The organism is Actinoplanes sp. CA-142083, assembly GCF_050942195.1.
In the GTDB taxonomy this organism is placed as follows: Bacteria; Actinomycetota; Actinomycetes; order Mycobacteriales; family Micromonosporaceae; genus Actinoplanes.
The window spans coordinates 6,482,803-6,497,056 of the sequence record NZ_CP192076.1 but is presented as its reverse complement, the minus strand read 5'-3'; the positions used below and the strand labels follow the sequence as shown (position 1 = coordinate 6,497,056).

Below are 14,254 nucleotides of genomic sequence, written 5' to 3'. Positions count from 1 at the left end.
ATGCGGATCGCCATCCTGGTCCACAACATCTACGGCGTCGGCGGCACCAACCGGACCGTCATCAACCTGGCCACCGAGCTCTCGAAGCGGCACGACGTCGAGATCGTGTCGGTGCTGCGCCGCCTCGACCGGCCGATGATGGAGATCCCGTCGCGGGTCTCGGTGGTGGGACTCGTCGACCTGCGCCGGGGCACGGCCGACAGCAAGGACCCGCGTGCCCGCGAGATGTCCGAGCTGGTGCCGGTCGAAGAGGAGTTCTACCGCTTCTACAGCCGGCTGACCGACGAGCGCGTCGCCGAATATCTGCGGCGAACGCCGTACGATGTCGTCGCCGGAACCCGCTCTGCGCTGAACCTTTATGTGGCCCGGCTTGGCCGGGCCGGCAGCGTGCGCATCGCGCAGGAGCACATGACGCAGGACATGATTCCCGCGTCCATCCACGAGCAGATGCGGGCCTACTATCCGGCTCTCTCGGCGGTCACGGCGGTGACCGAGGCCGACGCCGCCGAGGTGCGCCAGCTGCTGGGCGCCGGCGCGCCGCCCGTGCTGGCCATTCCCAACAGCGTCCCCGAGCCGCACGTGACGCCCGCTCGCGGCGACCGCAAAATCGTCGTGGCGGCCGGCCGCCTGCACCCGATCAAGCGGTACGACCTGCTGGTCCGGGCCTTCGCCAAGGTCGTCACCGAACGTCCTGACTGGACGCTGCGCATCTACGGGACCGGCGGCGAGTCCCGCCAGCTCGGCGTCCTGATCGGCGACCTGGGACTGCAGAACCACGTCTTCCGGATGGGCGGCTACGCGCCGCTGGACGCCGAGTGGGTGAAGGGCTCGATCGCGGCGGTCACCTCGGACCAGGAGTCCTTCGGGATGACCATCGTCGAGGCGATGCGCTGCGGGCTGCCCGTCGTGAGCACGGCGTGCCCGGTCGGCCCGGTCGAGATCATCGACGACGGCGTGGACGGGCTGCTCGTCCCGACCGGCGACATCGACGCCATCGCGGCGGCCCTGCTGCGCCTGATGAACGACGACACCCTGCGGGTCCGGCTCGGCGCGGCCGCCCGCGAGAACGCGCGGCGCTACGACCCCGAACCGGTGGCCGCCCGCTACGAGGAGCTGTTCCGGCAGCACCTGACGGCCGGCGCGTCCCGGCTCCGGGCGCCCGCGCACACGCTGCGGTCCGGCGGCCGGGCCCTGATGCGCATCCTGCCCGATCTCAAGCCCCGCAAGGAAACCACGCCCGTCGCGTCCTGCCGGGTGGAGAACGGGCAAGTGGTCGTCACCGTCACGGGCGACGGCCTGCCGCGGCACCTGACCGATCTGGTCGGCAAGCCACGCCGCATCGAGGGCGTCCGTAAGGCCGTGCGGTTCCCGCTGGACGGCGACTCGGCTTCTTTCCCCGCCGAGGCCAACGTGTTCGCCGAGGGCCGCTGGGATCTGTACGTTGCCGACCGGCGCGACGGCCTGCACCGCCTGCGGGCCGGGCTGCTCGACACCCGGGAGCTGATCGGCGGTGGCGAGAGCGCGCCCTTCACGCGCAACGTGCCGTACGAGACCAGGGACAAGTTCCTCGCGGTGGCCGCGTGGAACCGTCAAGAGCACGCCGAACTGGACCAGATCTTGTACGGCCTCGAAACGATCACCGTGACCGGTCGCCTTGTCGCGGGCGACTTCGGCGACACGACCCCGGTGTTGACCCTGACCCGCCGCGACCACCCGGAAACCCTCACCGTCGCGGGCACGAGCGACGGCCACGGCCGGTTCAGCGTCGACGTTCCGGTCGGCCGCCTCGCCGACGCCCGGCTGCGGCGGTACGAGGACTGGGACGCCTCGGTGTCGCGCGGCGCGGACGGGTCGCCGGCCACGATCGCCCGCCTGATGGACGACGTCGTCGAGCGCAAGCGCACCTTCGTCTACCCGTCCGTACGCGTGGACGAGGAGCAACCGCCCGAGCTCTACGAGGAGACCCCGATGGCCGAGGTCCGCATCACCCCGTACCTGAACATCCAGAGTGGACTCTCGTTCGTCGTCTCGGATCGGCAGCCGTGATGCGGGCCTGGTTGCGCTCGCTGCGCGGTGGGACGGACAACCCGGCGCCGGCGCCGGCGGACGGCACGTGGCAGCCGGGTCCGGCGATGACCGTCGTGGCGCACCCGGACGACGACCTCTACTTCGTCAATCCCGGTGTCCGCCTGGCGATCGCCTCGAAGATGCCGGCGATCGGCGTGGTGCTCACCGCCGGCGAGGGCGACGGCATCAACGTCGACACCAGCGACCCCGACCGGGAGCGGACCCCGGTCGACCACGCCGCCTACTCGACCGCACGGCATGTCGGGCTGCGCCGCGCGTACGCCCGGATGGCCCAGCTCCCCGTGGACAGCCCGTGGCGGCAGGAGGCCGTCGCGCTCGACGGCGGCCTGATCGTCGAGCGCGACACGCTCAAGGCCGCGCCGCACGTGGTGCTCTACTTCTTCAACCTCGCCCACCGGCAGGCCGGGGACCGCTCGTACCACACCTTCCCGCCGCTGCTCGACGGCGAGATCGAGCACGCGCCCACGTTGCCGTCGCTGGACCTGAAGACCCCGGTGCAGGGCGTCTCGCTGGAGGCGCTGACCGCCGCGGTGGTGCAGCTGATCGAGCAGCACCGGCCGGCGGTGATCCGCACCCTGGACCCGGACCCCGAGCACGACTGGGGCAAGACCGAGTCCGTGTGCTCGGACCATCCCGAGCACACGGCGACCGCCCGCCTGACCATCAAGGCCGTCCAGCGGGTGACTCGCGACAACCCGAACCCGCCGGTGGTCGAGTACTACCGGGCCTACGCGAACCGGTATTGGGCCTACAACCTCAGCGAGCGGATCCACCGCGAGAAGGCCGACTACCTGAGCACATACGCGGGAGTGGACGGCGCCGAGAACCCCGGATTCGCGTACGGGCACGGTGACTACCAGCTCGGCGCGAACCCGTACCGCAGCACGCACATCTTCAGCACGGCCCAGCGGTACGTCGCCACCTCCACCTGGCTCACCCGGCTCCCGTCCGGCGCCCTCGCGGCCTTCGCGGTGCTCGGCGACCGGCTCGCGATGTGGTCGGAGCAGCAACCCGGCTCCGGCGCCTGGCAGGGTCCATCGCTGACCGGCGCGGGGCTGATGCCCACGCTGGCGGTGGCCGCCGGCGAGTCCGGCCCGGTGCACGTCGTCGCCCTCCGCCGGACCGACGTGCGCGGCGACATCAACGTCGAAGCCGGCCATTTCACCGTCGACGAGCGCGGCCAGCTTTCCGGCTGGCAGTCGCTCGACGGTCCCGAGTCGGCCGACCCGGACCGTCGCAAGCAGCGCGAGATCGGCGTGCCGGCCGCGACCGTCGACCCCGACGGCTTTCTCTGGGTCTTCGTGCGCGACTTCACCGGCGGGCTGAGCGTGCGCCGGCAGACGGCCGACGGGTGGCAGCCGTGGGAGCCGCTCGGCGGTGGTCCCCTCCAGGACGTTCCGGTGGCGGCCGTCAGCGGCGCCGGGCTGGTGCAGGTGTTCGTCGCGGCGAAGCGCACCGTGGCGCATTGGCGGCAGGTGGAGAAGGGCGGCCCTCTCGTCGCGCACCACACGTTGAAGACGACGCCGGTGGCCAGTGGCGGCCTGCGCGTGGTGCGGACGGCGGGGGACCGGGCCTGCCTGCTCTTCCGGCAGGCCGGCACGGGGACGGTGCTCGCGTATCGCGAGCACGAGGAGCCAGGCACGTGGCCGGGCAGGCCGGCCGAGTTCGGCGGCTACGACGGGCTCGGCCCGATCGCCGCGCTCGACAACCCTTCCCGGGGCGCCGGGGACCTGCTGATGGCCCAGCGCAACCGTTTCGCGACGGCCAGCCTCTCGGTTCTTCCGGCGCCGGCCACCGGGTCGCGGTGGCGGAGGCTGCCAGGGCAGATCAGCGGCGGGCCGGCGCTGGCCACCGATCAGGCCGGGCGGGCTGTTCTCGCGGTGCTCGGCCTGGACGGCCGGCTGCACGTCTGCCGGGCCGGCGGGGCGGATCCGGCCAGTCCTTTCGGGAGCTGGACGACGATCTGACGATATCGGTTCGTGCCGAGGACGAGACCGATCCGGTGATCGGCGCCGGTTGACTCGTGGGGCATGACAGCACGCGGGGGAACGGCGCCGATTGTCATGGCGCAGAACCGATATGGATGGACGCTCGCCGTCTTCTTCGTCATCGTGGCCGCCACCTGGTGGAGGCCCATCTACCCGGCCGAACAGGCCATGCATCATTCTCTCACGTTGATCGGGCTGGTCGCGCTGCTGCTCATCCAAAGAGCAAAGCCCATCCCGTACGCGTCATTCCTGCTGATTTTGATTTTCCTGGCTCTCCATTCGGTCGCGGCCCGGTGGATCTATTCGTTCGTGCCCTACGACGACTGGACCTCGGCGCTGTTCGGGGTGCGGATCTCGGAAACTTTCGGCTGGCAGCGGAACAATTTCGACCGTCTCGTGCACCTCAGCTATGGCTTGTGTTTCGGGCCGGTGCTCTACACGGCGCTGCGCGCCCGGACCCGCTGGGCGGCGCTGCTCGCGGTGGAGATCGTGATCTCGACGAGCGCCCTCTACGAACTGTTCGAGTGGGGGATCGCGATGACGCTCGCCCCCGCCGACGCCGAGGCCTACAACGGCCAGCAGGGCGACATGTGGGACGCGCACAAGGACATGGCGATCGCAACGCTCGGCTCGATAATCGGGGTAACTTTCGCGGTGGTCATGGCCCGGCGGCGGCGTAAGTTGTCGGTATGAACAAGCTCATCAACGATCCGGCGCGCGTGGTCGCTGACGCCCTGCGCGGCGTCGCGGCAGCCCACCCGGAGCTGAGGGTCGACCATGAGCAGCGCGTCGTCTTCCGCGGGGACGCTCCCGTCCGCGGCAAGGTCGGCCTGATCTCCGGTGGCGGCTCCGGTCACGAGCCGCTGCACGCGGGCTTCGTCGGCATGGGGATGCTCGACGCCGCCTGCGCCGGGGAAGTCTTCACCTCACCCGTACCCGATCAGATGGTCGCCGCCACGCAGGGCGTCGACGGCGGCGCCGGTGTGCTGCACATCGTCAAGAACTACACCGGTGACGTCATGAACTTCGAGATGGCCGCCGAGATGGTCGAGACCGAGGTCGTCGCGGTCGTCATCGACGACGACGTGGCCGTGCAGGACAGCCTGTACACGGCCGGCCGCCGCGGCGTCGGCGCGACCGTCCTGGTGGAAAAGCTGGCGGGCGCCGCCGCCGAGCAGAGCCGCCCGCTGGCGGAGGTCGCCGACGTCGCCCGCAAGGTGAACGCAAACGCCCGCAGCATGGGCGTGGCGCTCACCTCGTGCACGGTTCCGGCCGCCGGCAAGCCGACTTTCGACCTGCCGGACGGGCAGATGGAGGTCGGGATAGGCATCCACGGCGAGCCCGGCCGACGCCGCGTCCCCACCGGAACGGCCGCCGAGGTGGCCGAGATGCTGGTGACTCCCGTCCTCGCCGACCTCGACTTCACCGGCGGCGACGGCGTGATCGCCTTCGTCAACAGCATGGGCGCCACCCCGTTGATCGAGCTCTACGTCATGTACGCGGAAATTTCCGCGCTCCTCGAGAAAGCCGGCGTCCGGATAGCAAGGTCGCTGGTAGGCCCGTACATCACGAGCCTGGACATGGCCGGCGCCTCGGTCACCCTGCTCAAGGCCGACGACGAGCTCCTGCGGCTGTGGGACGCGCCCGTGAGCACGCCCGCGCTGCGGTGGGGAGTCTGACCACCATGGCCGACACCGTCGACACCGCGGCGCTGGTCGCCTGGATCCACGAGTTCGCCCGCCTGGTCGGCGAGCACAAGCAGATGCTGACCGAGCTGGATTCGGCGATCGGCGACGCCGACCACGGCGTCAACATGGACAGAGGCATGACCGCGGTGGTCACGGCGCTGCGGGCGGAGGGTCCGGGCCGTCCGTCCGAGGTTTTCAAACGTACGGGGATGACGCTGGTCAGCACGGTCGGGGGCGCCAGCGGTCCCCTGTACGGCACGGCCTTCCTGCGCATGTCCGCCACCGCCGGCGACGCCGAGCACCTGGACGGCGCGGACGTCGCGAAACTTTTCCGCGCGGCGCTGGAGGGGGTGGTGGCAAGGGGAAAGGCCGCCCCCGGCGACAAAACCATGATCGACGCGCTCTCCCCGGCCGTGGACGCCCTCGAGGGGGCGGTCGCGGCCGGTCAGCCGCTGAGCGAGGCCCTCGACGCCGCGGTCCGGGCCGCGGAGGAGGGGCGGGAGGCGACGATCCCGATGGTGGCCCGCAAGGGGAGAGCCAGCTATCTGGGCGAGCGCAGCGCCGGCCATCAGGACCCGGGCGCGACGTCCGTGACGTTCCTGCTGGCCGCCGCGGCGTCGGCCCTGGCCTGACCGCCGGTACGCGGATGGTCGGCCTGGTCGTGGTGAGTCACAGCCGCGCGCTGGCGTCGGCGGCGGTGGAGCTGGCTTCGGCGATGCTCCAAGACCAGTCGGTACGCATCGAGATGGCCGCCGGCCTGGACGAGTCCACACTGGGCACGGACGCGGTGGCCATCTCGTCAGCGGTGACGGCGGCGGATCAGGGCGACGGCGTGGTCATCCTGATGGACCTGGGCAGCGCGGTCCTCTCCGCCGAGATGGCCCTCGAGATGGTCGACGACGAGGTGCGCGAGCGGGCGGTGCTGTGCCCGGCGCCGCTGGTCGAGGGCTTGGTGGCGGCGGTGGTCGCGGCCGCCGGTGGTGCGGGCCGCGACGAGGTGGCGGCGGAGGCGATCGCGGCGCTGGAGGCGAAACAATCGCACTTGGGCGAGCCGTCTCCCACAGGCAACTTCCCCAAGCCGCCGGAAACCTCCGCTGAGCTGAGTCGGGCTGTCACGATCTCCAATCCACACGGGCTGCATGCCCGGCCGGCCGCGCGGCTGGTGACCACGGCAAGCCGGTTCGAAGCTCACGTGGAGATCCGCAACCGCACTACGGGATCGGCGTGGGTGCGCGCGAGCAGCCTGTCCCGGGTGGCGACGCTGGGCGTGTTGCGGGGGCACGAGATCGAGCTGCGGGCGTCGGGGCCGCAGGCTCGCGAGGCGGTCGACGAGCTGGTGGACCTCGCGGCTCGTGCGTTCGACGAGGCAGGTGAGGCACCCGCGTCCGCCCAGCCCGACCTTTCCGAAATATCAGCCCAGGCGGCCGCAGGCCGCGGGCGCGGGCGGGCGGCATCGGGCGGGGTCGGGATCGGCCCTGCGTGGCAGCCTGCCGCCACCGCTTCCTCGGCGCTGCCAGACATTTCCGAAATATCATCTCAAGGCGCCGAGGTCGAGGCTCGCCGGCTCGACGATGCGGTGGCGGCGGTCCGACGGGACATCGGCGACATGCGGGCGGCCGCGTCCGACGACGAGGCGGCGGCCGACATCTTCGGGGCGCATCTGTTGCTGCTCGACGACGCCGAGCTTCTTTCCGACGTGTCGGCCCGGATCCAGCGCGGGGACGCCGCACCCCGCGCGTTCCGGGAGGCCACCGAGCGGGTGGCGGTGGAGTTCGAGGCGCTGCCCGACCCGTATCTCAACGCCCGCGCCGCCGACGTGCGCGCGGTGGGCGACCAGGTCGTCCGGCGGCTGCTCGGCCTCACGACGGCGGCCCTCGACGGCGACGGCGTGCTGATCGCCGGCGACCTCACGCCCGCCGAGGCCGCCGGCCTCGATCCGCGCCGGGTGGCCGGCGTGCTGCTGGCCGGCGGAAGCCCCACCGCTCACGCGGCCATCATCTCGCGGGCGCGAAACATTCCGATGGTGGTCGGCGCCGGGAAGGGCGTGCTCGGCATCGCGCCCGCAACCACGATCGCGCTCGACGGCGGCTCCGGCGAATTCTCCGTCGCGCCGGACGAAACTGTCGTGGTGGAGTTTCGTGACCGGGCCGTGGCCCGCGAGGCACGCCGGCGAAAGGCCGCCGAGCGGGCACACGACCCGGCCGTGACCGGCGCCGGCGTCACCATCCTGGTGGCGGCCAACCTCGGATCGGTGCCCGACGCGCGCGCGGCGGCCGAGAACGGCGCCGACCAGGCCGGCCTGGTGCGCACCGAATTCCTCTTCCTCGATCGCGACGAGGCGCCCGGCGTCGACGAGCAGGTCGCCGTCTACCGGCAGATCGCCGAGGCGATGCACGGACGGCGCATCACGCTGCGCACCCTCGACGTCGGCGGCGACAAGCCACTGCGATACGCGCCCAGCCGTCCGGAGCAGAACCCTTTCCTCGGCGTACGCGGCCTGCGTCATTCTCTGGAAAATCCCGCGCTGTTCGGGGCGCAACTCGACGCGATGGTCCACGTCGCCCGGGAGACTCCGGTCAGCGTCATGTTCCCGATGGTCACCAGCGTCGAGGAGCTGATCGCCGCGCGCCGGATGCTCGACGACCGCCACCCGCCGGAGGGCCTCGAGGTAGGCATCATGGTCGAGGTCCCGGCGGCGGCGCTCAAGGTGGAAACTTTCCGGCCGTACGTCGATTTCGTCAGCATCGGCACGAACGACCTGACCCAGTACACGCTCGCCGCCGAGCGCGGGAATCCGTCCGTGCCCGCCGACGGCCTCGACCCCGCGGTGCTGCGCCTGATCGACGCCGTGTGCCGGAACGCCGGCGTGCCGGTGGCGGTCTGCGGCGAGCTCGCGACCGACGAAACCGCCGTCCCGTTGCTGACCGCTCTGGGCGTACACGAGCTGAGCGTGACCCCTACGGCTGTGCCGTTGGTCAAGGAGGCCGTGCGCGCCAGCGGGACCGGAAGCGCGGCCTGGGCCTTCGAACTCCCGGACGCCGCGGCCGTGCGGCGGCGGCTCAACGGTTGAGCAGAGCCTCCATTTTCCCGGCGATCAGCGCGGCCGACCGCCGCGGGTTGAGGCGATAGAGCTTGTCCATCAGCCGCGCGTCCTTGCCGATCAGCACCCGGTAGGCGTCGGCCTCCACGCCGTTCAGGATGTCCCGCGCGGCGCGCTCCGGGGTGGTGATTTTCGTGGCCTGCTTGCTCGCCGACGCCCCGTCGAGGGGGATCGCGACCCCCGAGTTACTCGTGATGTTGGTGGCCACACCGCCGGGAAAGACAACCGTGACGCGTACGCCGGTGCCGGCGCACTCCGCGTGCAGCCCTTCGGTGAGCAGCTTGACCGCGGCCTTGGAAGCGCCGTAGATCGTCTGCCCCGGCACCGGGAGAAAGCCGCCCATGCTGGCCACGTTGACGATGTGCGCCTCCGGCCGGGCCAGCAGAACCGGCAGGAAAGCTTTCGCGAGATAGAGCGTCCCCGACCAGTTCACCCCGAAGACCCGGTCGATGGTCGCGTAGTCGAGGTCCTTGAGCCGCACGAACGGCTGGATGATCCCGGCGCAGTGGATGAACCCGTCGACCGCGCCCCACCGCTCGACCACCTGCCCCGGAAGCGCCTCGACGGCATCGCGGTCGGTCACATTCAGCGGATGCGCCGACATCGACCCCGCCGCCGCTTCCGCTGTCGCTTCCGCCGTCGCTTCCGCTGTCGCTTCCGTGGAGGCGACGGTCGCGGCGAGGGTCTCGGGGTTGAGGTCGACGGCCGCGACACGTGCCCCGCGCCGCACCGCCTCGCGCGCGACCGCCTGCCCGATGCCGCTGCCCGCCCCGGTGACCACGAGAACTTTGCCGGCGACCTTCATGCGCTGCCTCCAGAGATGGGGACGTCCAGCCAGTTCGTCCCGGGGCTTCGCCGAAGCGTACGCGAGTGTACGTTTCTGTGGAAGCGGAACTTCCTCATCGCCGGCGCGGCAGCGCTTCCGGCCTCTCGACGATGACCAGCCGCCGCGTGGCCCGGGTCAGCGCCACGTAGAGATCGCGTCGCGGAAACCTGTCCGGCGCCACGACGATCACCGTGTCGAACTCCAATCCACGGCTTTTCGACACCGGGATCCCGCCCGCCACGACGAGGTCGTCCGGGCAGATCACGGCCACCAGCTCGCCTGGCGTGACGGTCAGCTCCTCCGGCGCTATCAAAGGCTTCTCGCCGTGCCGGAGCGACCGGCTGAGGCGCTGGCTGGGCGCGATCTCGGCGAGCAGGTCCCGGCTGTAGTCGAGGATCTCCGCCGTGGTCCGGTAGTTGATCGTCAGCGTGTGCAGCTCGAACCGCTCACCGACCGCCTCGCGCCACCCCGTGACCGTCGAGCCGCTCCCGGCCTGCGCGAAGTCCCCGACCACCGTCATCGACCGCGACGGGCAACGCCGCAGCACGACCCGCCAGTCCATCTCGGTGAGCTCCTGCGCCTCGTCGACCACGATGTGGCCGTACACGTCGGCCGGAGTCCCCTCGACCAGCTCGGCCGCCTCGTCGAGCAGTGCGAGATCGGCCGCCGTCCACCCTCCGCCGGGTTCCCGGCGAAGTGCCTCCCAGCCCGGCGGCGGCGCGTCAAGTAGCCCCGCCACCACCTGATCCGGAGTAAGTCGCGGCCAGAGCCGCTCGATCGCCTCGTCGAGCCGCGCATCCGCCGCGATCGCCGCCCGTGCCGCCCGCGAGTCGCCGAGCTCAAGATCGGCGAGCCTGCGTGCCGTTCCATCGGGCTCGGCCTCAAGATCGGCGAGCCGGCGTGCCGTTCCTTCGGGCTCGGCCTCAAGATCGGCGAGCCGGCGTGCCGTTCCTTCGGGCTCGGGGTCGGGTTCGGGGGGTTCGGGGTCGGGTTCGGGGTCGGCGAGCTTGCGCTGCTCAGGGCCGGCGGGACTCTGGGGCGTCTTGTCGTGCCCAGCGCTTGCGGTCCGTCGCGGCGCTTCGTCCGCGAAGCCGAGCGACCGCAAATCGGCAGCCACGGCCGCATCAAGGTCGACCCCGGTGAGCGCCGCCGTCTCAGCGTCGATCCGTTCCAGCGTCTCGGCGGTGCGCCGGGCGCGGAGCCGCACCAACTCGGCGACCAGATACTCCTTGAACGCTTCCCGCCCGGCGTTGTGCGGCATTCCTGCGGCGGCGGCGATCGCCCCGGCCATCGCGTCCTCGCCGACTGCGAAAGTTTCCGCCCCCACCGGCAGTCTTATCGCCGCAACTCCGGGACGCCGCGCCGCGACAATCTCGGCAAGCAGCTCGGCAACTTTCGCCTGCCCTTTCGCCCGTGCCACGCCGGCCGGCTCGCTGCTGCCGGGTGCCACCTCGGTGATCCCCGTCCGGGTGGCCAGCCGCACGTCGTTCTCGCCCAGCGAAGGCAGCACCTGCGAGATGTACTCGAGAAACCGCGCATCCGGCCCCACGACCAGCACGCCGCGCTCGGCCGTCGCCGGAAAGGCGAACAGAACGTACGCGGCGCGGTGCAGCGCCACGACCGTCTTCCCGGTGCCCGGCCCGCCCTGCACGACCGTGATTCCCCGATACGGCGACCGGACGATCTCGTCCTGTTCCGCCTGAAGGGTTGTGACGGCGTCGGCCATCCGTCCGGTTCGCGGCGCCGCCAGCGCCTCGGCGAGCGGCCCGTCGCCGACCACGTCGTCCGGCCCCGGCGCCGACCCGTCGAGAATCTCGTCGGCGACGCTGACCACCCGTCGCCCATCGAGCCGCAGGTGACGCCGCCGTCGCAGCCCCATCGGACGGGCGGCAGTGGCGGCATAGAACGGCGCCGCGGCCGGCGCCCGCCAGTCCACCAGCAGAGGCTCCCCGTCCACCCGGATCCCGCGCCGCCCGATGTGCAGCGAGCTCCCGTCGACCCGATCGATCCGCCCGAACACCAGACCGTCTTCGGCCGCCCGCAACTCCACGAGCCGCTTCCGCAACAGCACCGCCCGGTCAGGATCCGGCAGCCCACCCGACTGCACGTCCCACTCGCCGCGCTGCTGCCCTCTCGGCTCCGTCGCATGCTCGCCGCGCTGCTGCCCTCTCGGCTCCGCCGCGCGCTCGCCGCGCCGCTGCCCTCTCGACTCCGCCGTGCGCTCGCCGCCCCGCCACCCGCCGAGCTCCTCGAGCACCTCGGCCGTCTCGGCATCCAGCCGCTCGTACATGTGCGCCACCAGCGCCTGCTCGCTCACCGCTCCCATTGTCAGGAGATTCCGTGCGGAAGTAAGTCTTGACTTACTTCGCGCCCTCAGCCGGTCCCGCCGGCCGCTGCTGAAGACCCGCCAGCGTTGCCCCGACCGACTGCCGCCAGACGCCCACCGCCGTCGCTTCGTCGCCCAGCACGCCGCGCAACTCCAGCGACGCCAGACCGTGGACGAGAGCGAAAAGATTCCGCCCGATGTCGAACTCGCTCCGCCCCGGAAACACCCCCGACCCGATGCCGCGCCGGACCACCCGCAACACCCGCTCGAAACTCCGGTACACCAGCGCGAACAGCGGATCCGCCTGCGAGGCGCCCGGTCTCACCGTGCCGAAGAAGAGGTCGTAAAGTTTCGGCTTCTCGAGGGCCGCCGCCCGGTAGGCGAGCGCCAGCGAAAGTATTTCCGCGATCGGATCGTCGTGGGCCGGGACCGACTCGTGGTGCCGGCGCATCGTCTCGGCGACGTCGACCGAAAGCGCCCGCAACAGCCCGTCCTTGTCGTCGAAGAGGCTGTAGACCGCCCGCGTCGACGTGCCCACCGCGGCCGCCACCCGGCGCACCGAGACCGCCGACGGCCCCTCGGCGTGCAGCAACTCGGCGGCGGCGGCGAGCAGAGCGGCCCGGGTTTGCGCTCCGTGCTCTTTCGGACGTCCCATGGTTCCCGATCCTACCGTGACGCTGTTACGTTACGCCGTATCAAAAAAGGAGGTCACAGTGGATTTCGACGTGATCGTGGTCGGCGCCCGCCCGGCCGGCGCCGCGACGGCCATGCTCCTGGCCCGTGCGGGACTGCGCGTGCTGGCCGTGGACCGGGCGCGCTTTCCCAGCGACACCCTCTCCACCCACCAGATCCAGCTCCCCGGCGGCGCGCTCCTGCGCCGGTGGGGCATCCTCGACAAGCTGATCGAGAGCGGCACCCCGGGCGCCAGCAGCGTCCACTTCGACGCCGGCCCCGCGGTCCTCCGCGGTGGCTACGCCGCCCACGACGGAGTCGACGCCGTCTACAGCCCCCGCCGCACTCTCTTCGACGCTCTGCTGATCGCCGAGGCGCGTGCCGCCGGCGCAACTGTCGAGGAAAGTTTCGTCGTCGAGGGCCTCACCGGCGACGGCCAGATCACCGGCATCCGCGGAAAACTCAAGGGCGCCACCGCCGCCCGCACCATCACGGCCCGCCTGGTGGTGGGCGCCGACGGCAAGCACTCCACGGTCGCCAAAGCCGTGCGCGCCCGCGCCTACCGCGCCCGCCCGCCGATCTCCGCCGCCTGCTACGGCTACTTCGCCGATCTGCCGCTCAAGGGCGGCGAGGTCTACACCCGCCCCGATCGCATGGTCGGCCTCTGGCCGACCAACGACGACCTGACGATTGTCTATCTGGGCGTTCCGGTTTCGCGCTTTCCCGACGTACGCCGCCCGGAAAGTTTCCGCGCCGCGGTGTCCGCGCCCGCCGACCTGCGCGACCGCATAGCCGCCGCCACACTCGTGGAGCACGTGCGTGCCACGACCGACGTCCCCGGCCTGATGCGCCGCCCGTATGGTCCCGGCTGGGCCTTGGCAGGCGACGCCGGACTGGTCATGGACCCGATCACCGGCCAGGGCATCGGTAACGCCCTCCGCGACGCCGACGCCCTGTCCACCGCGATCGTGGCAACTTTCGCGGGCAACCAGAAAGCCTTCCGCGACTACCACCGCACCCGAGACGCCGCCCGCCGTCCCATCTACGACCTGACGGCCCGCTTCGCCGCTTTCCGCCCCGACCCCGCCGGCGAGATCCTCTTTCCGGCCGTGGCCGAGGATCCGGCCCAGGTGACCCGCTTCCTGGGAGTGCTGACCGGCACCGTCCCGATCCGCGACTTCTTCAGCCCGGTGAATCTCCGCACCCTCGTCGGAACCCGGGGCCTGCTACGCCTGCTGGCCGCCCGCGCCGGCGTCCCGACCTCCCGCTGACGCCGGCCACGTCCTCCCTTACCGACGCTCGCCAGGCGCGGCCATAGTGGGCGCTTGCCCACTCAGGGCAGGCGCCCACTCAGGCTCAGGGCAGGCGCCCACTCAGGCTCAGGGCAGGCGCCCACTCAGGCTCAGGGCAGGCGCCCACTCAGGCGCGGGCGCAGACTCAGGGCTGGCGGCCCACTCAGGGCTGGCGGCCCACTCAGGGCTGGCGGCCCACTCAGGGCTGGCGGCCCACTCAGGGCTGGCGGCCCACTCAGGGCTGGCGGCCCACTCAGGGCTGGCGCCCACCCAG

General features: G+C 71.6%; 10 protein-coding genes. 7 read left to right on the top strand and 3 right to left on the bottom strand.

The features are described 5' to 3' along the window. From ACQPZX_RS29880 to ptsP, 6 genes are all read left to right on the top strand, one after another. Complete coding sequence (locus ACQPZX_RS29880) at positions 1 to 2,046, top strand: glycosyltransferase family 4 protein (protein WP_433362185.1); 2,046 nt, start codon at positions 1 to 3, stop codon at positions 2,044 to 2,046. Then, positions 2,046 to 4,055, top strand: coding sequence for a PIG-L family deacetylase (locus ACQPZX_RS29875; RefSeq protein ID WP_433362182.1), 2,010 nt, complete (start codon positions 2,046 to 2,048; stop codon positions 4,053 to 4,055). Before ACQPZX_RS29880 ends, ACQPZX_RS29875 begins: the two co-directional genes overlap by 1 nt. A 63-nt stretch (positions 4,056 to 4,118) precedes the next feature. Next, positions 4,119 to 4,769, top strand: coding sequence for a DUF2238 domain-containing protein (locus ACQPZX_RS29870; protein ID WP_433362179.1), 651 nt, complete (start codon positions 4,119 to 4,121; stop codon positions 4,767 to 4,769). Beyond that, positions 4,766 to 5,755, top strand: coding sequence for a dihydroxyacetone kinase subunit DhaK (gene dhaK, locus ACQPZX_RS29865; RefSeq protein WP_433362176.1), 990 nt, complete (start codon positions 4,766 to 4,768; stop codon positions 5,753 to 5,755). Before ACQPZX_RS29870 ends, dhaK begins: the two co-directional genes overlap by 4 nt. A gap of 5 nt (positions 5,756 to 5,760) precedes the next feature. Beyond that, a complete protein-coding gene (gene dhaL, locus ACQPZX_RS29860) occupies positions 5,761 to 6,396 on the top strand; it encodes a dihydroxyacetone kinase subunit DhaL (RefSeq protein WP_433362173.1) in 636 nt (211 codons plus the stop codon). A 14-nt stretch (positions 6,397 to 6,410) separates the two neighbouring features. Further along, positions 6,411 to 8,834 (top strand): phosphoenolpyruvate--protein phosphotransferase, encoded by a 2,424-nt coding sequence (gene ptsP, locus ACQPZX_RS29855; RefSeq protein WP_433362170.1) that lies wholly within the window; start codon positions 6,411 to 6,413, stop codon positions 8,832 to 8,834. Here the strand turns inward: ptsP and ACQPZX_RS29850 are convergent. From ACQPZX_RS29850 to ACQPZX_RS29840, 3 genes are all read right to left on the bottom strand, one after another. Continuing rightward, on the bottom strand, positions 8,824 to 9,669 hold the full coding sequence (locus ACQPZX_RS29850; RefSeq protein ID WP_433362167.1) for an SDR family NAD(P)-dependent oxidoreductase: 846 nt from the start codon (positions 9,667 to 9,669) through the stop codon (positions 8,824 to 8,826). The genes ptsP and ACQPZX_RS29850 overlap by 11 nt on opposite strands. A 94-nt stretch (positions 9,670 to 9,763) precedes the next feature. Further along, on the bottom strand, positions 9,764 to 12,016 hold the full coding sequence (locus ACQPZX_RS29845) for a HelD family protein (RefSeq protein WP_433362164.1): 2,253 nt from the start codon (positions 12,014 to 12,016) through the stop codon (positions 9,764 to 9,766). Positions 12,017 to 12,050: 34 nt separating this feature from the next. Next, positions 12,051 to 12,671, bottom strand: coding sequence for a TetR/AcrR family transcriptional regulator (locus tag ACQPZX_RS29840; RefSeq protein WP_433362161.1), 621 nt, complete (start codon positions 12,669 to 12,671; stop codon positions 12,051 to 12,053). A 58-nt stretch (positions 12,672 to 12,729) separates the two neighbouring features. On the opposite strand from ACQPZX_RS29840, the gene ACQPZX_RS29835 reads away from it, so the two are divergent. Further along, on the top strand, positions 12,730 to 13,959 hold the full coding sequence (locus ACQPZX_RS29835) for an FAD-dependent oxidoreductase (protein WP_433362158.1): 1,230 nt from the start codon (positions 12,730 to 12,732) through the stop codon (positions 13,957 to 13,959). Positions 13,960 to 14,254: the final 295 nt, after the last annotated feature.

Bases quoted from the DNA above. Each gene is read 5' to 3' on its own strand.
- ACQPZX_RS29880 (WP_433362185.1), top strand. From the start codon at position 1: ATGCGGATCGCCATCCTGGTCCACAACATCTACGGCGTCGGCGGCACC.
- ACQPZX_RS29870 (WP_433362179.1), top strand. From the start codon at position 4,119: ATGACAGCACGCGGGGGAACGGCGCCGATTGTCATGGCGCAGAACCGA.
- dhaK (WP_433362176.1), top strand. From the start codon at position 4,766: ATGAACAAGCTCATCAACGATCCGGCGCGCGTGGTCGCTGACGCCCTG.
- ptsP (WP_433362170.1), top strand. From the start codon at position 6,411: ATGGTCGGCCTGGTCGTGGTGAGTCACAGCCGCGCGCTGGCGTCGGCG.
- ACQPZX_RS29845 (WP_433362164.1), bottom strand. From the start codon at position 12,016: ATGGGAGCGGTGAGCGAGCAGGCGCTGGTGGCGCACATGTACGAGCGG.
- dhaL (WP_433362173.1), top strand. From the start codon at position 5,761: ATGGCCGACACCGTCGACACCGCGGCGCTGGTCGCCTGGATCCACGAG.
- ACQPZX_RS29875 (WP_433362182.1), top strand. From the start codon at position 2,046: ATGCGGGCCTGGTTGCGCTCGCTGCGCGGTGGGACGGACAACCCGGCG.
- ACQPZX_RS29850 (WP_433362167.1), bottom strand. From the start codon at position 9,669: ATGAAGGTCGCCGGCAAAGTTCTCGTGGTCACCGGGGCGGGCAGCGGC.
- ACQPZX_RS29840 (WP_433362161.1), bottom strand. From the start codon at position 12,671: ATGGGACGTCCGAAAGAGCACGGAGCGCAAACCCGGGCCGCTCTGCTC.